This is a genomic window from Microbacterium sp. 3J1, from assembly GCF_001049495.1.
GTDB lineage: Bacteria > Actinomycetota > Actinomycetes > Actinomycetales > Microbacteriaceae > Microbacterium.
Genome location: NZ_CDWI01000009.1, coordinates 91,157 through 110,005, shown reverse-complemented (window position 1 = coordinate 110,005; position 18,849 = coordinate 91,157). Strand labels below are relative to the sequence as shown.

General features: G+C 69.2%; 18 protein-coding genes. 4 read left to right on the top strand and 14 right to left on the bottom strand.

Annotation, left to right across the window (positions count from 1 at the left end; all coding sequences use genetic code 11):
* Positions 1–19: 19 nt before the first annotated feature.
* Complete coding sequence (locus BN2660_RS07095; RefSeq protein WP_091229226.1) at positions 20–2,026, bottom strand: beta-galactosidase; 2,007 nt, start codon at positions 2,024–2,026, stop codon at positions 20–22.
* A 215-nt stretch (positions 2,027–2,241) separates the two neighbouring features.
* Between BN2660_RS07095 and BN2660_RS07090 the strand changes: the two genes are divergently transcribed.
* On the top strand, positions 2,242–3,249 hold the full coding sequence (locus tag BN2660_RS07090; RefSeq protein ID WP_091229693.1) for a LacI family DNA-binding transcriptional regulator: 1,008 nt from the start codon (positions 2,242–2,244) through the stop codon (positions 3,247–3,249).
* Between the two features lie 261 nt (positions 3,250–3,510).
* On the opposite strand, the gene BN2660_RS07085 is transcribed toward BN2660_RS07090, so the two are convergent.
* From BN2660_RS07085 to BN2660_RS07035, 11 genes are all read right to left on the bottom strand, one after another.
* Positions 3,511–3,675, bottom strand: a complete 165-nt coding sequence (locus tag BN2660_RS07085) for a hypothetical protein (protein WP_218054103.1) — start codon at positions 3,673–3,675, stop codon at positions 3,511–3,513.
* Between the two features lie 67 nt (positions 3,676–3,742).
* Positions 3,743–4,699, bottom strand: a complete 957-nt coding sequence (locus BN2660_RS07080) for a siderophore-interacting protein (RefSeq protein WP_091229223.1) — start codon at positions 4,697–4,699, stop codon at positions 3,743–3,745.
* Positions 4,689–5,489 carry an ABC transporter ATP-binding protein gene (locus BN2660_RS07075; RefSeq protein WP_091229220.1) on the bottom strand — a complete coding sequence of 267 codons (801 nt, stop codon included), beginning with the start codon at positions 5,487–5,489 and terminating at the stop codon, positions 4,689–4,691. Before BN2660_RS07075 ends, BN2660_RS07080 begins: the two co-directional genes overlap by 11 nt.
* Positions 5,486–6,559: a FecCD family ABC transporter permease gene (locus BN2660_RS07070; RefSeq protein WP_255305079.1), complete on the bottom strand. Its 1,074-nt coding sequence runs from the start codon at positions 6,557–6,559 to the stop codon at positions 5,486–5,488. Before BN2660_RS07070 ends, BN2660_RS07075 begins: the two co-directional genes overlap by 4 nt.
* Before the next feature lie 5 nt (positions 6,560–6,564).
* Positions 6,565–7,608, bottom strand: coding sequence for a FecCD family ABC transporter permease (locus tag BN2660_RS07065; RefSeq protein ID WP_091229217.1), 1,044 nt, complete (start codon positions 7,606–7,608; stop codon positions 6,565–6,567).
* Between the two features lie 44 nt (positions 7,609–7,652).
* Positions 7,653–8,687, bottom strand: coding sequence for an iron-siderophore ABC transporter substrate-binding protein (locus BN2660_RS07060; protein ID WP_091229688.1), 1,035 nt, complete (start codon positions 8,685–8,687; stop codon positions 7,653–7,655).
* 195 nt (positions 8,688–8,882) lie between these two features.
* Positions 8,883–9,086, bottom strand: a complete 204-nt coding sequence (locus BN2660_RS07055) for a cold-shock protein (RefSeq protein WP_017831237.1) — start codon at positions 9,084–9,086, stop codon at positions 8,883–8,885.
* Between the two features lie 74 nt (positions 9,087–9,160).
* Positions 9,161–12,058, bottom strand: coding sequence for an ATP-binding protein (locus tag BN2660_RS07050; protein ID WP_091229215.1), 2,898 nt, complete (start codon positions 12,056–12,058; stop codon positions 9,161–9,163).
* Positions 12,059–12,126: 68 nt separating this feature from the next.
* Positions 12,127–12,366 (bottom strand): hypothetical protein, encoded by a 240-nt coding sequence (locus tag BN2660_RS07045; RefSeq protein ID WP_091229212.1) that lies wholly within the window; start codon positions 12,364–12,366, stop codon positions 12,127–12,129.
* Between the two features lie 159 nt (positions 12,367–12,525).
* A complete protein-coding gene (locus BN2660_RS07040) occupies positions 12,526–12,981 on the bottom strand; it encodes an SRPBCC family protein (RefSeq protein ID WP_091229208.1) in 456 nt (151 codons plus the stop codon).
* A gap of 112 nt (positions 12,982–13,093) precedes the next feature.
* On the bottom strand, positions 13,094–14,044 hold the full coding sequence (locus tag BN2660_RS07035) for a manganese catalase family protein (protein WP_091229205.1): 951 nt from the start codon (positions 14,042–14,044) through the stop codon (positions 13,094–13,096).
* A gap of 165 nt (positions 14,045–14,209) precedes the next feature.
* Between BN2660_RS07035 and BN2660_RS07030 the strand changes: the two genes are divergently transcribed.
* Complete coding sequence (locus BN2660_RS07030; RefSeq protein ID WP_091229202.1) at positions 14,210–15,244, top strand: FUSC family protein; 1,035 nt, start codon at positions 14,210–14,212, stop codon at positions 15,242–15,244.
* Positions 15,245–15,379: 135 nt separating this feature from the next.
* Here the strand turns inward: BN2660_RS07030 and BN2660_RS07025 are convergent, their stop codons facing one another.
* A complete protein-coding gene (locus BN2660_RS07025) occupies positions 15,380–15,577 on the bottom strand; it encodes a hypothetical protein (RefSeq protein ID WP_091229199.1) in 198 nt (65 codons plus the stop codon).
* Between the two features lie 90 nt (positions 15,578–15,667).
* Here BN2660_RS07025 and BN2660_RS07020 point away from each other — a divergent pair, with 90 nt between their 5' ends.
* Entirely contained in the window at positions 15,668–16,336 is a 669-nt protein-coding gene (locus BN2660_RS07020) for a DNA alkylation repair protein (RefSeq protein ID WP_091229195.1), read from the top strand.
* 46 nt (positions 16,337–16,382) lie between these two features.
* Here BN2660_RS07020 and putP read toward each other — a convergent pair whose 3' ends face one another.
* Positions 16,383–17,897, bottom strand: a complete 1,515-nt coding sequence (putP, locus tag BN2660_RS07015; RefSeq protein ID WP_091229191.1) for a sodium/proline symporter PutP — start codon at positions 17,895–17,897, stop codon at positions 16,383–16,385.
* A 122-nt stretch (positions 17,898–18,019) separates the two neighbouring features.
* Between putP and deoD the strand changes: the two genes are divergently transcribed.
* Complete coding sequence (gene deoD, locus BN2660_RS07010) at positions 18,020–18,733, top strand: purine-nucleoside phosphorylase (RefSeq protein ID WP_091229188.1); 714 nt, start codon at positions 18,020–18,022, stop codon at positions 18,731–18,733.
* Positions 18,734–18,849: the final 116 nt, after the last annotated feature.

The window sequence follows — 18,849 nt, the reverse complement described above, 5'->3', positions numbered from 1 at the left end:
GGGTGGTGCGTTCGTGCTGTCAGAGGGAGGTGCGGATGACGGCGACGCCGCCCGCCGCGATGGTGAGGGCGCCCGAGACCTCGGCGCCGCTGAGGAGCTCGACACCTGCGGCCTCGAGCTCGACGTCGTGCTGACGGTGGTTCACGGCGATGCGGTAGACCGCGTCGGCGCCATGGCGCGTGATGACTTCGAGGCCTTCGGCGACGCCCGTCGGGGTGACTCCGGCATCCGCATAGACCTCGTGGAGAAGTGCACGCATTCCCGCGGCATCCAGACGGGTTCCGACGTACCAGCCGGTGCCCGCGCCGTGGCGGTGACGCGTGATCGCGGGTTCGCCCTCGCCGGGACCGCCCGCGAAGCTCGCGACGACCTCGGCTCCTTCGAGCGCGATGTCCTCCTGCCAGACGTCGGCGACGATGCCCTCGTGATCGGCCCAGTCGAGTCCGTGGCTCTCACCTTCGCGCAGCGGCAGGAACTCCTCGACCGTGAGGCCGAGCGCGTCGCGCAGCGGAGCGACGAAGCCGCCGACGTGCACGGCGTCGTTCTCGTCGACGATCGCCGAGAAGAACGACACGAGCAGGGTGCCGCCGTCATTCACGTAGTCAGTGAGGTTCGCGGCATCCGCGGTGCTGAGCAGGTACTGCGCAGGGGCGACGACCAGACGGTAGCCCGACAGGTCCTGGCCCGGCAGAGCGAAGTCGACCGTGATGCCGTCATGCCAGAGCTGCTCGTAGAAGCGGCGCACTTGCGCTGCGTGCGTCACGTCCGCGGACGGACGCCACTCGAGGTCCTGCGCCCAGAACGATTCGAAGTCCCAGAGGATCGCGACGTCAGCCCGCACCGTGCTGCCCTGCACCTCGTCGAGGCGGCCGAGTGCAGCCCCCAGATCGACGACCTCGCGAAAGATGCGCGATTCGGTGCCTGCGTGCGGCAGCATCGCGGAGTGAAACTTCTCGGCACCCGAGCGTCCGGCGCGCCATTGAAAGAACAGGATGCCGTCGGCTCCGCGACCGAGGTGTGTGAGCGAGTTGCGCTTCATCTCGCCACGCCTCTTGGCGATGTTGCGCGGCTGCCAGTTCACGGCGGAGGTGGAGTGCTCCATGAGGATCCACGGCTTGCCGCCGCCGACCGAACGGCTGAGGTCGGCGGCGATCGCCAAGCCGATGTGGGCATCCTCATCAGCGGCCCACAGGTAGTGGTCGTCCGAGACGATGTCGACCTCACGGCCCCAGGCCCAGAGATCGGTGGTCCAGCTCTGATTGGCCATGAAATTGGTCGTGACCGGCTGCGCGGCGTGTGCGCGGATCGCGTCGCGCTCGGCGATGAAGCACGCGCGCAGCTGGTGATCGGTGAAGCGCGCGAAGTCGAGGCGCTGGGCCGGGTTCACGACGCTGGGGGCGATCGCGGGGGCGCCGACGTGCTCCCACGCCGAGTAGTGCTGACCCCAGAAGGCGGTGCCCCACGCGCTGTTCAACGCGTCGAGCGAGCCGTACTTCTCCTGGAGCCAGAGCCGGAAGGCGGCGACCGCGTTCGGCGAGTAGTCCTCGCCGACGGGAACGCCGTATTCGTTGTGCACGTGCCACAGCACGACGGCCGGATGTTGCGCATAGCGCGCCGCGAGAGCATCCGCGATCTGCACGATCGCCTCGCGGTAGGCGGGCGACGAGTGCGAGGCCATGCCGCGTGAGCCGAAGCCCATGGTGCGGCCTTCCCGGTCGATCACGTGGGCGTCGGGGTGGTTCGCGAAGAACCAGGCCGGCGGGGATGCCGTGGGCGTGCCGAGGTCGACCCTGATGCCGTTCTCGTGCAGCAGGTCGAGCAGCTCGTCGAGCCAGCCGAAGTCGAACTCGCCCTCGGCGATCTCGATGAGCGCCCACGAGAAGATGCCGACGCTGACCAGGTTGACTCCGGCCTGGCGCATCAGCGCGACGTCGTCGCGCCACGTCTCGGGCGACCACTGCTCGGGGTTGTAATCGCCGCCATAGGCGATGCCGCGCAGGTCGGGCCAGGCGTGGGGCGAGGTCATCGGCACTCCATCGGGTCGGTGTAGTCATGGTGCGTGTCCCGCGGTGCTGTCGCTCATTCGACTGGGACCGGTCTCAGGTTGTCACGGAGATCGGGACTGGGACCGGTCTCAGTTCTACCCCGACGTCGCTTCGATCGCAACCGTCGTTACCGAACTGAGACCGGTCTCAGTCCCGACTACCGCTGGACGGGATGCTGTGGGTAGAGTCGCAGGCGATGAGTGATGTCAGCGCGAAGCGCAAGCCGACGATCCGCCAGATCGCGGTGCAGGCGGGGGTATCCCGCAGCACGGTGTCGCGCGTGATCAACGGCGGGCACTGGGTATCGCCTGACGCCAGGCAGGCCGTCGAAGAGGCGATCCTCGCCACCGGGTACACCGCCAATCACCACGCGCGCAGCCTCGCGACCGGTCGCGCAGGCTCTCTCGCGTTCCTGCTGACCGAGCCGCAGCAGCTGCTGTTCGACGATCCGACCTTCGCCCTGCTGCTGCGCGGTGCGGCCGAAGCCCTCGCGCAACGGTCGATGACGCTGGTGCTGCTCGTCGCCGGAACCCCAGCCGAGCGCGAGAGCGTCGCCCAGTTCCTCAGCGCCGGGCACGTCGACGGCGTCATGCTCATCTCGTCGCATGAATCCGATCCGCTGCTCGACCAGCTGATCGAGGTCGGAATCCCCACCGTCTGCTGCGGTCTGCCCCTCGGCCACGAACGCGATCTCTCGACGATCTCGGTCGACGAGGTCGCCTCGGCCCGCACGATGGCCGCGCACCTCGTGGCGCAGGGGCACCGTCGCATCGGCATGATCACAGGACCCGACGACACCCCCGGTGGGCGCTACCGTCTGGTGGGCTTCCGCGAGGAGCTCGGCGACCTGTACGACGAGACGCTGGTCGAGGTGGGCGACTACTCGTACGACTCAGGGCTCGCCGCCATGACACGGATGCTCGAGCACGACGTCGACGCCGTCTTCGCGGCATCCGACCGGATGGCCGCCGGAGCGATCGCCGCCGCCCGCCGCGCCGGACGTCGCGTACCCGAGGACATCGCGATCGCCGGCTTCGACGACTCGGGCCTCGCGGCCACGCACGAGCCGCCGATCACGACCATGCGCCAGCCGTGGGATCAGATCAGCGCGCAGATGGTCGCCGTGCTGCTCGAGGTCATCGCCGGAGCATCCCCCCGCTCGGTCATCCTCGACACCGAACTCGTGGTGCGCCAGAGCGCGTAGTGCGCAGAGCCTTCGTCGACGCCGCTCCCGCTCCGGGTGCCCTGATTCCTGACCCTGATTCACTTGGCACCTCGCGCCGCCATCCGCGCGCCATACCGGCGGCAGGTGCCAACTGAGCAGCATCCACACCACTCATCTTGCGATTCACCTGGCACCCCGCGCCGCCGTCCGCGCGTCGAAGCGACACCAGGTGCCAACCGAGCAGCATCCCGGGAAGCGACCGCGCGTGCGTCGAGCGACGCGACGTGCGGCCGGAACGGTTCACCGTGGCTGGTCGAGCACCTCGCGGAGCGTGGCGGCGAAGGCCTCGGGCTGACCGGCGTAGCCGAACTCTCCGCCCATGAAGCCGCCGTGGTGACTGGGGAAGACGGTCGCCTGCTGACCGAGCTTCTCAGCGAGGGCGATCGACGTGCGGCCGGTATACACCTTCAGCGACTTCGTTCCAGGAGATCTCCTTCGTTGCGGGCGTGCTGACGACCCGTGCTGAAGGGACTCAGCCGCGCATCGCGACACCGCGACGCCAGTAACCCATGAAGGCCACCTGTCCGCGATCGATGCCGAGGTCCTTCACCAGGTGGCGACGCAGCGTCGTGACGACCCCGCTCTCGCCGGCGATCCAGAAGTAGCGCTCCGCGGGAGCATCCGCCGCGTCGATCTGCTCGCCGAGACCCGAGTAGTCGGGCGTCTCCCAGAGGAGCTCCTCGGTCTCGATGTCCTCGACCTCGACCTCGTCGGAGGCATCGGCGTCGCCGAGGTACTCGAGCACCGAGGGGATGAGCCGCAGCCCCTGCAGCTGCCCCTCCGAGCGCGGCAGCCACTGCACCTCGACACCCGTCGGAGCATCGATCGTCAGCACATCGTCACCGGTCGGCACCTCGATGAACGCGACACCGCGGAGATCGCGCGGGGCGTCCTCGAGGATGCGCGCGATCGCCGGTGCGGCGGTCTCGTCGCCGGCGAGCACCACCGACGACGCGGTCCCCGGCTCGTACTCGGCTCCCCCGTGCCCGATCGCGCCACGGCGCGGGCCGATCACGAACAGCTCCTGACCGACCGCCGCGGCGTCGGCCCAGCGCGATGCCGGACCGGTGAGCCCGGGCGCGAGGTGCAGCACGAAGTCCACGTCGATCTCGGTGCCGGATGCCGCGTCGACGCGCAGCTCGCGCACCGAGTAGGTGCGCATCGAGCCGCGCTCGGCCTCGGGCACCGCCAGGTACGACCCCCACCAGTCGTCGGTGCTGCGGTCGAGGTCGGGGAGGACTCCGGAGGCCGGCGGGAAGATCAGCTTGATCCGTGCGTCGAACACGTGCCCCGGGGTGGCGAACTCGGCCAGCTCGTCGCCGCCGAAGGTGACCCGCACGAAGTTCGGCGAGACCCGCGAGACCCGGCGCACCTTGGCACGGGCGAGCACGTAGGTGGGACGGTCGGTGGTGGTGGTCTCAGCGGACATGATGCCTTCCGATCGGGGTGACCATCGGCTTGCCCGAGACCGGGTCGGTCGTGATCTGGTTCGCGAGGCCGAAGACCTCTTCGACGTGCTGGGCGGTCACGACGTCCTGCGGGGTGCCGGTCACGTGCACCCGGCCCTCCTTCATCGCGACGAGCTCGTCCGAATAACGGGCGGCGAGGTTGAGGTCGTGCAGCACCATGACGATCGTGGTGCCGCGCGAGACGCTGAGGTCGGTGAGCAGGTCGAGCACCTCGACCTGGTGCGCGACATCGAGGAACGTCGTCGGCTCGTCGAGGAGCAGGATGTCGGTCTCCTGCGCGAGAGCCATCGCGATCCACACCCGCTGACGCTGGCCGCCCGAGAGCTCGTCGACGCTGCGGTCGGCGAGATCGGTGGTGCCGGTCGCGGCGAGAGCATCCGCCACCACCTCGTAGTCGTGGGTGCTCCAGCGGGCGAGCATCTTCTGATGCGGATGCCGTCCGCGGCCGACGAGGTCGGCGACGGCGATGCCCTCGGGAGCGACCGGCGACTGCGGCAGCAGCCCCAGGATCCGGGCGACCTCCTTGGTGGGTCGCGCGTGCACGGACTTGCCGTCGAGAACGATCTGGCCGGCGGTCGGTGAGAGCAGCCGGGCGAGCGAGCGCAGCAACGTCGACTTGCCGCATCCGTTCGCCCCCACGATCGTCGTGATCTTGCCCGGGGCGATCGCGAGGTCGAGCCCGTCGATGATGGTGCGATCGCCGTAGGCGAGGGTGACCGACTCAGCGGTCAGGGTGTGCGCCTCGGTCACAGGGAGCCTCCCGAGCGGTTGGTGCGGACGAGCAGGTAGATGAGGTACGGGGCGCCGATGACGCCCGTGATGACCCCGACCGGGTAGCGCGCTCCGAAGGCGAACTGACCGATCAGGTCACCGGCGAGCACGAGCACGGCGCCGACGAAGGCGCTCGGCAGCAACAGAGTGGCCCCGGGGCCCGTGATGCGCGCCGCGATCGGACCGGCCATGAACGCGACGAACGCGATCGGGCCCGTCGCCGCGGTGGCGAAGGCCAGCAGGGCGACGGCGCCGAGGATGAACAGCAGGCGGGTCGCATTCACCCGCACGCCGAGGCCGGATGCCGAGTCATCGCCGAGCTGCAGTGCTCCCAGGGCTCGGCCGCGCGAGAGCATGAGCGGCACGATGACCGCCGCGGCGATGAGGAGGGGGCCGACGCGATCCCACGAGGCGTTGTTGAGACTGCCGGTCAGCCACTGCATCGCCGTCTGGATGTCCCAGCTCGCGGCGCGGGACAGCGTGTACGAGATCACGCTCTGCAGCATCGCGGCGACGCCGATGCCGATCAGGATGAGACGGGTGCCGGCGAAGCCGCCCTTGATCGACAGCAGGTAGATGGCCCCGGCGGTCAGCAGGGCGCCGCCGAGCGCGAGGATCGAGACGACCGGACCGTCCAGCGACAGCACGATGATGCCGATCACAGCCGCAGCACCTGCACCGTCGGAGATGCCGATGATGTCGGGAGACGCGAGCGGGTTGCGCAGGAGCGTCTGGAAGCAGACGCCCGCGATGCCGAACGACAGGCCGGCGAGGATCGCGAGCACAGCCCGCGGCAGGCGCAGCTCGCCGACGGTGAACGAGGCTCCCGGCACCGTCTCGCCCAGGATGACGCGGATGACCTCGTCGAGCGGGTAGAAGGTGTTGCCGATCATCAGCGACACGGTGAACAGTCCGAGCACGAGCAGACCGAGCACGATCGTCGCGACCGCATGACGACGGTGACGGGCTCGGCGACCCGCGACGATCGCGGCGATCTGGTCGCGGTCCGACGGGGGCGGCGGGGTCTGCGACGGCGCCATCCGGTTCATGATGCTCACAGTTCACGCACCTTCGTGCGACGAACGATCCAGATGAAGAACGGAGCCCCGATGATCGCGGTGATGATGCCGACCTGGATCTCCTCCGACGACGGCGCGATGACGCGGCCGATGATGTCGCTCGCGAGCAGGAGCGCGGCACCCGCCATCGCCGAGAACGGCAGCAGCCAGCGGTGGTCGGTCCCGATCAGCATCCGACACACGTGGGGGATGACGAGACCGACGAAGCCGATCGGACCCGCGATCGCCGTCGCAGCGCCCGCGAGGATGACCGCGCCGAGCGCGGAGACGAGACGCGTGCGGAACACGTGCTCGCCGAGGCCCTTGGCCATGTCGTCGCCGAGGGCGAGGGAGTTCATGCCGCGCGCGCTCGCGATGCAGATGAGGGCGCCGAGCGCGAGAACCGGGGCCGTGATCGCGATGCGGGGCCATTCGGCTCCGCCGACCCCGCCGATCTGCCAGGACTGGAAGGCCTGGAGCAGGTCGACACGGGGAAGCATGATGGCGCTGATGAGAGAGCCGAACGCCGCGGATGTCGCGGCGCCGGCGAGCGCGAGCTTGAGCGGCGTCGCACCACCGCGACCCAGGGATCCGACCGTGTAGACGAAGGTCGCAGCGACCGCGGCGCCGATGATCGCGAGGCCCATCTGGCCGTACGGGTCGGTCAGGCCCACGACGGCGAGACCGAGGACCACGGCGAGGGAGGCGCCGTTCGATACCCCGAGGATGCCGGGGTCGGCGATCGGGTTGCGCGTGACGGCCTGCATGGTCGCGCCCGAGAGCGCCAGCGCCGCGCCCACGAGGAGCGCGAGCACGGTGCGCGGGAAGCGCTTGACGATCGCGGCCTGGGCCAGGGTGTCGTCCTGACCGGCGAGAGCGGCGAAGACGTCGTCGATGCTCACGGCGCGGACGCCGAAGCAGACGGAGAGGATGCAGAGCACCAGCAGCACGAGCACTCCGGCGAGCAGCCAGAGGGTGCGCGCCCACGCCGGGCGCCGCAGGTCTGCGGTGCCCGGCGTGGGAATGGTGACAGCGGTCACAGTGGTGCCCAGGTGTGCTCAGTGCGCGGAGGTGACGCCGGACGTCACTTCGTGAGCGGTGCCGCCAGCAGGGCGAGGTAGTCGCTGAGACCCCACGGGATCGACAGCGGCGACGGATTCGCGGATGCGGCGATCGGCGTGGCATCGGGGAGGATCGCGATGCGCCCCTCGGCGACGGCCGGGATCTTCGACAGCAGGGGGTCTGCCTGCAGCGTGGCGATGAGCGAGTCGTCGCCGTACGTCACGAACACGTCGACGTCGTCGAAGGTGTCGGCCTGCTCGGAGCTCACCGTCAGGTAGAACTCGGTGCTGTCGGCGTTCTCCTCGACGATCGACGGCAGCGGAAGGCCGAGGTCGTCGTTCAGGTAGCCGGGGCGCGTGTCGATCGCGGTGTAGTAGCCGACCTGGCTGAGGTCGGTCGGGTCGACGTACGCGAAGAGGACCTTCTTGTCCTTGAGGGCGCTGTTCGCCTCGAGCGCCGCCTCGGCGTCGGCGTGGAGGTCTTCGATGAGGGCGTCACCCTCGGCCTCGAGGCCCAGAGCCTTGGAGTTCATCTCGATCATCTCGTCGACCGGGGTGCCCCAGGCGACCTCGGGGTACGCGACGACGGGGGCGATCTTGGAGAGAGTGTCGTACTCCTCCTGCGTCAGGCCCGAGTACGAGGCCAGGATGACGTCGGGGTTGGTGTCGGCGACGGCCTCGTAGTCGATGCCGTCGGACTCGTCGAACAGCACGGGCTCTTCGCCGCCCAGTTCGTCGAGCTTCTCCTCGACCCAGGGCAGGATGCCGTTGTCGTCGTCGTCGCCCCAGGACGCCTTGCTCATGCCGACGGGCACGATGCCGAGCGCGAGAGGCACCTCGTGGTTGGCCCAGGCGATCGTGGCGACGCGCTCGGGCTTCTCCTCGATCGTGGTCTCGCCGTAGACGTGCTCGACGGTGACGGGGAAGGCGCTGTCGTCGGCCGGGTTCGAGCCGGCGGAGTCGGAGCCGGAGTCGGCAGCCGGGGTGGCACAGGCCGCGAGGCTGAGCGCGAGGGCTGCAGCGGTACCGGCGGCCGCGAGGAGTCGAGAGGTGCGCACAGGCATTCCCTTCGGGTTGGGAGGAGGGGTGCGGCGCAGAGGGCGCCAGGCTTTGGTAAGCCTGGCCTAATCTAACAGAAAGTTAGGCGAGCCTCATCTCGGTTCCGTCGGCTCGGGTGGCGAAACTCCCCCGGGTATGCAGAAAGCCGGCCGGACCCGTGAGGGTCCGGCCGGCTTCAGGAAGTCAGCGCGCGCTCAGAGAGCGCGGATGTTCGCCGCCTGCATGCCCTTGGGGCCACGCTCAGCGTCGAATTCGACCTTCTGGTTCTCGCGGAGCTCCTTGAAACCGGAGCCGGCGATAGCCGAGTAGTGGGCGAAGAGGTCGTCCGAGCCGTCATCAGGAGCGATGAAGCCGAAGCCCTTCTCCGCGTTGAACCATTTCACAGTGCCAGTGGCCATGTGTTTTCTACTTTCTGTTGAACGGCCGCTCTCGCGGCCTGTGCCGTGACGGAACATCCGACGCGCACACAGTTTCACGGTACCACGGCGGGCTGAATAGTGGCAGAGAAAGTTGCAGATCGGTATTTCACCGCGGCTTCCGTGCGGCTGCCGGCATCGAGCTTTCGTAGCACGGCCGAGACATGGACGCTCACGGTCTTGGCGCTGATGAACAGTCGCTCACCGATCTGGCGGTTGCTGAGCCCCTCGGCGATGAGAGACAGCACCTGTCGCTCGCGCGCCGTCAGCGGGTCGACGTCCGCGGGATCCGATGCCGCGCGGGAGGCAGCGTCGGATGCCCCGAGCCCCGCCGCTGCGGAGAAGACGCCGACCGCGGTGATGAGCTGCACGTGTCCGAGACGCTCTGCGATCCGCGCGGCGGCGGCGATCACGGCCGACGCCTCGGTGCGCTCGCCCTCGTCCACCAGCACCCGTGCGAGTTCGAGACGCGTCATCACGCGGAAGGTGACCGGAACGTCGTCGCCGTCCGCCAGATCGACGGCGGCCCGCAGCGCGGGAATCGACGGCGTGAGGAACGCCTCGACGATCGACCACCAGGTGTCGCCGAGCAGCTGCTCGGGCTGCGCGAGCCAGGCCGCACGGATCTCGTCGGATGCCTCGGCGACAGCGGTGCCCGTCGCCCGCAGCTCGGCGATCAGCCAGGCCGCCTCGAGCATCAGCCGGCGCTGGTGCAGCTGCACGGGCCCGTCGTCGTGAAGCATCTCCCGGATCTCGTTCAGAGCGCCTTCGAGGTCACCCCTGCTCTCGGCGACGGAGACCCGCATCATGATCCCGTCGTACCAGATCTGGCGTTCGGCGAGGCCTGTCTCCTGGAAGGCAGGCCGCCACTCCCGCAGGATCTCGGCCGCCTCGTCGTGCCGACCCCGCCACGACAGCACGCGCACCCGCGTCATCGTCGCGTACATCCGGAAGATCCGCAGCCCACCCTGCGCGAGCTCACGGGCCAGCATCTCCTCGACCCGCTCGATCTCGCCGAGTTCGAGCAGCGGCACCGCCATGTTCTGAGTCATGATGGCGCCGGTCGTGCGTTCCACGCCGATGGCACGGGCGCGGGCCACGCCCTCTTCCGCGACGTCGACGGCATCGCGGAAGCGCCCCAGCAGCGTCAGCAGGTCGGAGTAGTTCACCCGGTAGCGCAGCTCGGCGTTGGTGGTCGTGGCCCGGCTCAGGGCGAAGGCGAACTCGCGGTGGCCCGCGGCGAGGTCCCCGAGGTGCGAGAGAGCGCCGCCGCGGATGTTCGCCGCGATCGACTCCTCTTCTGCGGAACCGGCTTCGACCGCGCGCTCGCCCGCTTCGCCCGCCAGCGCGATCGCCTGCTCGGCGTCGCCCGCCACCATGTGCCGACTGCCCAGCTGATTGAGGATCGACGCCCTCAGCCGGTCGTCGTCGACATCGCCCGCGTCGAGGATCGACAACGACTCCTGCAGCATCGCGACGGACCCTGCCCGCCCCAGATTCATGACGTAATACGCCCGGTCGCGCAGGAGACGCGCATGCATCCGCGGATCGACGGTCTCGGGATCGATCTCCTCGAGAGCGAGGTCGACCACGGCGAGCGCCCGCTCACCGTCGCCTGCGTTGCGCAGCACGGAACCCAGGCTCCGCAGCAGCTCGAGGCGATCGATGTCGACGACGCTCTGCGCATCGGGCACCTGGATCCACAGATCGAGGGCCAGCTCGCCGAAGCGTGCGGCGCTCGCGAAGGCGAACCTCGACTTGGCGTCGAGCATCGCCGCCACCGCCGCGGCGAGCGCGCGACGGTCGTCCTGCGCGAGCTGCCAGTGATAGGCCAGCGCGGCGGGGTCGGGCGCATCGTGGTGGGTCCTGCGGGTCTCGAGCAGCTCGGCATACGCCCGATGCAGTCGTGCTCGCTCACCGGGGAGGAGGTCGTCGTGCACGGCCTCGCGGAGCAGGGCGTGCCGGAACCGGTACTCGTCGTCGACGACGAGGAGGATGCCGCTGAGCGTCGCCTCGCGGATCGCCTCGTCGAGCCTGCCGTCGGGCAGATCGACCAGCTGCGCGACGAGCGGATGCGAGAGCGGTCGCTCGGCACCCGCGACCACCTGAACCACGCGTCTCGCGTCGTCTCCGAGCCGGTCGAAGCGGGCGAGCAGCAGGTCGCGCAGGCTCGTCGGGAGCGGGCCGGTCGAGCATCCGGCGATCTCCTCGACGAAGAACGGCACCCCTTCGGCACGGCTGTGGATGCGGTCGACGGACATCTCGCTGAGCGGTCGACCCGTGATCGCCTCCGCGAGCTCGCGCACGGCGGCCTCGTCGAGCCGCCCGACCGTCACCCGGTCGAGGAGCCGGGCCCGCGTGGCCTCGCCGATGAAACGGCTCACCGCGTCGCCACGGCGCACGTCGTCGCTGCGACAGGTGAGCAGCAGCAGGATGCGGCCGCGATCGAGCGTGCGCAGCAGGAAGGAGAGGAGTGCGAGCGTCGAGTCGTCGGCCCAGTGCAGGTCTTCGATGATGAGCACCTGGGGGGCGTGCTCGGCGGCCGCCTCGATCAGCGCGGCGATCGCGTCGCGCAGCCGGTCGGGGCTCGTCTGCTCGCGCTCGGTGGGGTTCAGCTCGGGCAGCAGCATGCCGAGCGCCTGGATGCCGACGCCGAGCTCCTCGCGGATGCGATCGGCGCCGAGCCGCGTCGCGAGGGAACGCAGGATGCCGGTGATCGGCCCGAAGGGCGTGCGCGACGACCCGAGGTCGAGGCACCAGCCGACGTGCACATCGGCGCGGTTCGCCACTTCGCCGCCGAACTCGCGCATGAGCCGCGACTTGCCGATCCCGGCCTCGCCCTCGACGAGCAGAGCGGCAGGCACACCCGACGCGGATCGCTCGAAGAGCGCGCGCACGGCAGCGAGTTCGGCGTCTCGGCCGACCATCGCAGCGCTCGGAGCGGAGGGGGGCATGGCTTCATCGTGCCACCCCTCTCCGACATCCGGGAGGGCCGCTGCCGTCGGCAGCGTGGAAGGCCGGGTCACCGCGCGGCTACGGGCTCGCAGACGCCGCCCGCGCGCCGATCCGCCGACGCGACGGCATCCGAGGTTCCGGCGCCGCGGAGCCGCATCCGCTGCAGCATCCGCCGCACCGGGCCTGCTGCCCGGGGGACGATCTGATCGGGGTGCTCGGCGATGAACCGGCGGCGCTCGATCGCTCGCTCCCGCTGCTCCTGATCGAACGCGGTGACCGTGTAGGCGAGGTACGGGTGCTCGTACATGACATCTCCTCTGTCGGGGTGATGTCTTCACACTCCGCTCTGAGGCCCCCTCGCGGCATCGGACGGATGCCCTATCTTCGGGCTCCGCCTACCTCAGTGCACGCGACGAGGCCCGGAGACAGCGATGCTGTCGTCCGGGCCTCGTCACCTGGGGTCGTGTCAGGCGTCCACGTCACCGCGCCAGGCGCCGGTCTCGGCGCCTCGCTTCTCGATGAACTCCTTGAAGTTCTTCAGGTCCTTCTTGACCGCATGCGAACCCGCGCCCACGAGCGATCCGACCTTCTCGAGGAGCCCCTCGGGCTCCCAGTCGATCTGCACCGTGACACGCGTCGTCAGGTCCTCGAGCTTGTGGAACGTCACGACGCCCGCGTGCTCGGTCTCGCCCCCGATGCTCTTCCACGCCACCCGCTCGTCCGGGTGCTGCTCGGTGATCTCGGTGTCGAACTCGCGGGTCGCGCCGCCGACGTTCACCTTCCAGCGGTTGTGGGTGTCGTCGATCTGCGTGATCGACTCCACCTCGTCGAGGAACTGGGGAAAGCTCTCGAACTGCGTCCACTGGTTGTAGGCGATGTCGACGGGAACGTGGACGTCGATGGTCTCGATGATCTGCACCATGTGATGCTCCTCACTGTTCGTCGGTCTTGTTCGTGTGGGTCTATTCAGCCTCGGGCGCGCGGATTCGGCGACGGGGTTGACATCGACCGCCCGGCGCACCACCCTTCGCGGGTCAGGACATCCGGCCGAAGGTCGCGTCGATGTCGGCCATCTCCATCGCGGCGGTGGCCTCGATGAGAGCTCGCAGGTCGGCATCCGCACCCGGCGCGAACTCCTCCGGACGCTCGGGCGAGATCACCAGCGGCACGCCCTCCGGCGCCTGCTCGCTCGCGTCGAGGGTCGTGCCGTCACCCGAGGGCGACATGCCCTGGAAGATCTTCCCGGCCTCGGAGAGGTCGTCGAGATCGAACGAGTACTGCTTGCTCTGCAGCCCGAGATCGAGCAGCCGCTTGACCTCGGGGAAGCTCTCGGCGTTGGTCTTCGGGATCGGAAGGGCCGTCCGCCAGTTCACGCCCAGGGTCTCGAGTGCCTTGGCGTAGGCGTTCTCGTGCGCCTGGTCGCGCACGATCAGGTAGGAGATCGTCGACCGCGCGGTCTTGTTGGCCGTCATCTCGTAGAGACGGCACTTCTGCAGACGTCCCGTCGACTCCAGCATCAGGTTGTAGAGCAGGTCGAGCACGAGGTTGCCCGAGTTGTACACGTAGCTGCCCAGCCACGGGTTGCCCGCCGCGTCCACGGGCATCGCGCCCTGCGCGCCGACCAGATAGTGGTGGATGTTGCTGTGGTCCAGCGCGATGTTCAGCGGCACCGCGCCGCCGGCACCAGGAGCGTCGACCGGAGCATCCTTCTTGCCGTGATACTCGGGCGAGCCGTCGAGCAGACGCGAGATCGTCGTGCCGATGAGCTCGACGTGGCTGATCTCCTCGGTGCCGATGCCCTGGATCAGGTCGCGGTACGGCTTGGCCGAGGGCCCGCGGAAGTTGATGCTCTGGAACAGGTACTGCATCATCGTGCGCATCTCGCCGAACTGACCGCCGAGACCCTCCTGCAGGGCGTTCGCCGCCGCGGGGTCCGGCTCGTCGACCTCGATGTCGTTGATGAGCTGCTGGAGGTGGAAGTACATGGTGTCTCCTCGCTGTCTGGGGTGGGGAGCCCCACTCTCCGCCTCATCGGCACCAGACATTCCCCCCGTGGACGAAGCACGGCGGCCCGTCTATCATGCGGCGAGCAGTCGTCGGATGCCGGGCACGATGCCGGCGTCGGATGCCGCGCGAGTACGGTTGACCGCATGCGCATCCCCGCCGCGATCCGCGCCTCCAAGCGCTCGCCGCTGCTGCAGGTGGTGAAGTCCGCCGCGGCGACCATCGCCGCCTGGCTGCTGGCGGGGTGGGTCGTGCCGGGGCAGCTCCCCGTGTTCGCTGCGATCGCCGCCCTGCTCGTCGTGCAGCCCAGCATCAACCAATCGCTGTCGAAGGCGCTCGAGCGCAGCATCGGCGTGATCATCGGCGTCGTCATCGCCGTCGCCCTCGGTCTGCTGCTCGGGTCGCCGAGCTGGATCGTGCTGCTCGCCATCGTGGTGGCGATGCTCGTCGCCTGGGTCTTCCGTGCGACGCCCGGCACCGGCAATCAGGTCGCGATCTCGGCGATGCTGGTGCTCGCACTCGGATCCACTCCCGATTACGCGTTCGCGCGCATCGTCGAGACGCTCATCGGCGTCGCGATCGGCATCGTCGTCAACGCGCTCATCGTGCCCCCGGTGCTCGTCGGCCCCGCGCGACGCGATCTGGGGCTGCTCGGCAGCGAGCTCGCTGCGAGCCTCGACCGCCTGGCGGCGGCGCTCCCCCATCCCCAGACTCCCGAGAAGCTGTGGGAGCTCATGGTCGAGGTGCGGCTGCTGCGCCCGATGCGAGATGCCGCTGAGGCGTCGATCGCGGCGGGCGAGGAGTCGCTGACCCTCAATCCGCGCAGGTCGAACCATCGCCAGGAGCTCGCCGAGATGCGCGGACTGCTCGAGAAGCTGACGCCCATCGTCACGCAGACGATCGGGATGACCCGCGCCTACTTCGACCATTACGACGACACCATCGGGCGGGAGCCCGCAGTCGGGGCGATCGCCGATCAGCTGCGCCGCGCCGGCCACGACGTGCGCCTCGCGGTGCAGATCGCGGACGTGTCGCCGGAGCCGGAGGCGCTGACCTCGGCCATCCCCGCACTGACGGCGCCGCTCGTGATCGCGCCCCCGTCATCGGCGCACTGGATCCTCATCGGATCGCTGATGGAGGATCTGCGGCGCATCCGCGGCGAGCTCGTCGGCGAGGAGTGAGCGGGTCGCGGCGGGCGCGCGTGCACGATTCAGCACGAACGGTCCGCGCGGCGCCTTTCGGGCCCGAACCAGCCCGGTCCCGCCCTTCTATGCTGAATCGTGCACGGGCGATGGCCCGCCCCGGCGCGTGAGAACTCAGTCCTGCTCAGGGTCGTCGGCCAGGACGTCGCCGTCGCCGTCCTCGTCGTCCGCACCCGACGGCACGACCGTGCGCGGCTCGCCCTTGTTGTCCTCGGCGCCGAGGACGTCGTTCCCCTCGGCTCCCGGCGACGGCTCGCTGCTGATGTCGTTCCGGTCGGTGTCGATGTCGTCGTGTCCGCTGTCGGTGCTCATGTGCGTTCCTTCCGTCCGTTTCTCCGACGGTATGCCGAGCGAGGCGCGCGCGGCCAGGCCTTGACAACCCCGCAGGCCTACGCTGTTCCCATGTCCGACACGACCGTTCCCGAGGCCCTCGCCGAGCTCGGCGCACTCCAGGATCCGAAGATGCGCGCCGCGAACGAGAAGCGCGGCGACCTGCACGGCATGAACCTCAGCAAGCTGCGCGCCGTCGCGAAGCGCATCAAGACGGATCACCCCCTCGCGAAGAAGCTGTGGACCACCGGCGACACCTCCGCCCGGCTGCTCGCCCTGCTGATCTGCACTCCCGGCGCCTTCACCGCCGATGAGCTCGATGCCATGCTGCGCGAGACCGACCAGCCGAAGATCAACGACTGGTTCGTCAACTACGTCGCGAAGAAGACGCCGCTCGCCGAGGAGCTGCGCCTGCGCTGGTTCGACGACCCCGACCCGACGGTCGCGGCCGCGGCCTGGTCGCTCACGACGGTGCGGGTCGCGAAGGACGCCGACGGACTCGACCTCGACCACCTGCTCGATCTGATCGAGCGCGACCTCCGAGACGCCCCGAAGCGACTGCAGTGGGCGATGAACGAGACCCTGGCGAACATCGGCATCTTCCACCCGAAGCTCCGGGCGCGGGCGCTGGAGATCGGCGAGCGCCTGCAGGTGCTGGCCGACTATCCGACGGCGCCGGGCTGCACATCGCCGTTCGCGCCCGCGTGGATCGGGGAGATCGTGCGGCGCCGCGAGGGCTGACACGCGAAGGCTGAGCCGGCGTGACTGCCGGCCCAGCCCGCGCAGGTCAGGGAGTGTCGCCCACGGCGTGCGGACGCGGCATCGCCAGCATCGCCCCGGTGTCGGTGAACTCCTGCTCGATCTCGTCGTTGCGCCGGTAGGTGACGAGACTCACGACCACCGCGGCGACGAACGCGAACACGAACGCGGGCAGCAGCTCGTACAGCCCGGTGTTCAGCCCCTTCCAGACGAACACCGTCACCGCACCGACGAACATGCCGGCGAGCGCCCCCCAGTTCGTGAGCTTGCGCCAGAACAGGCTGAGCAGGATGATCGGGCCGAAGGCGGCCCCGAATCCCGCCCACGCGAACGACACGAGGCCGAGGATCGAGTCGTTGGGCGTGATCGCGAGGATGATCGCGATGATCGCGACGACGAGCACCGCCATGCGTCCCATCAGCACGAGCCGCTTCTCGGACGGCGGCGTCTTGCGCACCACCTTGTAGAGGTCCTCGACCAGCGCCGACGAGCACACCACCAGCTGGCTGGAGACGGTGCTCATGATGGCGGCGAGCACGGCGGCCAGCACGAGACCGGCGACGAACGGATGCAGCAGCGTCTGCGACATCAGCAGCACGACCGTCTCGGGGTTGTCGAGCGTGATGCCCTGCTGCGCCATGTAGGCGATGCCGACGAGTCCTGAGACGATCGCGCCGAACATCGACACGACCATCCACGAGATGCCGATGCGCCGCGCGCTCTTCGCCTCCTGCGGCGAGCGCAGCGCCATGAACCGGACGATGATGTGCGGCTGCCCGAAGTAGCCGAGGCCCCAGGCGAGCGCCGAGACGATGGCGAGGAACGTGCCGCCCGTGACGGCTCCGCCGCCCAGCATCGACAGGAAGCCCTCTCCGCCGTTCTCGGTGATGAGCGTCGACGTCTCCTCGAGCCCGCCGATCGCGATCACCGCCGCGACGGGCACCACGATCAGCGCGATCAGCATCATCAGCCCCTGCACGACGTCGGTGAGGGATGCGCCGAGGAACCCGCCGAACAGCGTGTACAGCAGCGTGATCCCGCCGACGAGCAGCATCCCGAACAGGTAGTCGCCGTTGAACGAGCTCTCGAAGAAGACGCCCGCGGCGACCATTCCCGACGAGATGTACAGAGTGAAGAAGACCAGGATGATGAGGCCCGAGACGACGCGCAGCGAGCGGGTCGAATCGCGGAGCCGGTTCTCGAAGTAGCTGGGGATCGTGATCGAGTTGCGCGACACCTCGGTGTAGGCGCGAAGACGCGGAGCCACGAGCAGCCAGTTGAGGTACGCGCCGATGGTCAGGCCGATCGCGATCCACGCCTCGATGAGCCCGGCGGCGTAGATCGCCCCGGGCAGACCCATCACGAGCCAACCCGACATGTCGGCGGCTCCCGCGCTGATCGCGGCGACCCACGGCGGCAGGTTGCGGCCTCCGAGCATGTAGTCCTCATGGTCGGAGGTGCGCTTGTAGGCGAAGTATCCGATGAGCAGCATCCCGGCGAAATACAGCCCGAGCGCCACGTACAAGAAGATCTGGTCGGACATCGTCGTCCCTCCTCAGCGGTGCCGGTCACCGCATCCGTATCGATGATCTCAAGTCCGGCGCTGCGCTCCAGCGCGCCACGCCCCGGGCGCGCCACGCAGAGACCGCTGGTTACGCTGAATCCATGAGCACGCACATCGCCGCAGAGCCCGGTCAGATTGCCCCCGTCGTCCTGTTCCCGGGCGACCCGCTGCGTGCGAAGTGGATCGCCGAGACGTTCCTCGACAACGCCGAGCTGTACTCCGAGACCCGCGGGATGCTGGGGTTCACCGGCACGTGGCAGGGCCACCGCGTCTCGGTGCAGGGCTCGGGCATGGGACAGCCCTCGATGGCGATCTATGCGAGCGAGCTGTTCGAGGAGTACGACGTGCAGACCGTCGTGCGAGTCGGCTCGTGCGGGGCGCTGACCGAGAAGCTCGCGGTGCGCGACATCATCATCGCGAACGGCGCCTGCACGGATTCCGGCATCAACCGGGTGCGCTTCCACGGACTCGACTACGCCCCGGTCGCGGATTTCGGACTGCTGCGCGCCGCCGTCGAGGCGAGCGAGGCCGAGACGCTGGACTCCGCCGTGCACGTCGGGCTGCTCTTCTCGAGCGACCAGTTCTACAGCACGCGCCCGGAGCTCACGGAGCCGTTCGTCGCGCACGGCGCACTCGGCGTCGAGATGGAGACGAGCGGCCTCTACACCCTCGCCGCCTACCACGGCCGCAGGGCCCTGAGCATCTGCACGGTGTCGGATCACATCGTCACCGGCGAGCAGACGACCGCTCAGGAGCGCGAGCAGACGTTCGGCGACATGATCCGGATCGCGCTGCGCGCCGCGACCTCGGTCTGAGGCGTGCAGTATTCAGCAGGGATGCGGCGAACCGGTCGATTTCGGCCGCCCACGGGCCGATCCGGAGCATCCGTGCTGAATCCTGCTCGGCCCCCTCGTCTGCCGCGGCACGACGG

Coding starts and splice junctions, on each gene's coding strand:
- BN2660_RS07095 (WP_091229226.1), bottom strand. CDS start 2,026: ATGACCTCGCCCCACGCCTGGCCCGACCTGCGCGGCATCGCCTATGGC.
- BN2660_RS07090 (WP_091229693.1), top strand. CDS start 2,242: ATGAGTGATGTCAGCGCGAAGCGCAAGCCGACGATCCGCCAGATCGCG.
- BN2660_RS07080 (WP_091229223.1), bottom strand. CDS start 4,699: ATGTCCGCTGAGACCACCACCACCGACCGTCCCACCTACGTGCTCGCC.
- BN2660_RS07070 (WP_255305079.1), bottom strand. CDS start 6,559: ATGAACCGGATGGCGCCGTCGCAGACCCCGCCGCCCCCGTCGGACCGC.
- BN2660_RS07055 (WP_017831237.1), bottom strand. CDS start 9,086: ATGGCCACTGGCACTGTGAAATGGTTCAACGCGGAGAAGGGCTTCGGC.
- BN2660_RS07050 (WP_091229215.1), bottom strand. CDS start 12,058: ATGCCCCCCTCCGCTCCGAGCGCTGCGATGGTCGGCCGAGACGCCGAA.
- BN2660_RS07045 (WP_091229212.1), bottom strand. CDS start 12,366: ATGTACGAGCACCCGTACCTCGCCTACACGGTCACCGCGTTCGATCAG.
- BN2660_RS07040 (WP_091229208.1), bottom strand. CDS start 12,981: ATGGTGCAGATCATCGAGACCATCGACGTCCACGTTCCCGTCGACATC.
- BN2660_RS07035 (WP_091229205.1), bottom strand. CDS start 14,044: ATGTACTTCCACCTCCAGCAGCTCATCAACGACATCGAGGTCGACGAG.
- BN2660_RS07030 (WP_091229202.1), top strand. CDS start 14,210: ATGCGCATCCCCGCCGCGATCCGCGCCTCCAAGCGCTCGCCGCTGCTG.
- BN2660_RS07025 (WP_091229199.1), bottom strand. CDS start 15,577: ATGAGCACCGACAGCGGACACGACGACATCGACACCGACCGGAACGAC.
- BN2660_RS07020 (WP_091229195.1), top strand. CDS start 15,668: ATGTCCGACACGACCGTTCCCGAGGCCCTCGCCGAGCTCGGCGCACTC.
- putP (WP_091229191.1), bottom strand. CDS start 17,897: ATGTCCGACCAGATCTTCTTGTACGTGGCGCTCGGGCTGTATTTCGCC.
- deoD (WP_091229188.1), top strand. CDS start 18,020: ATGAGCACGCACATCGCCGCAGAGCCCGGTCAGATTGCCCCCGTCGTC.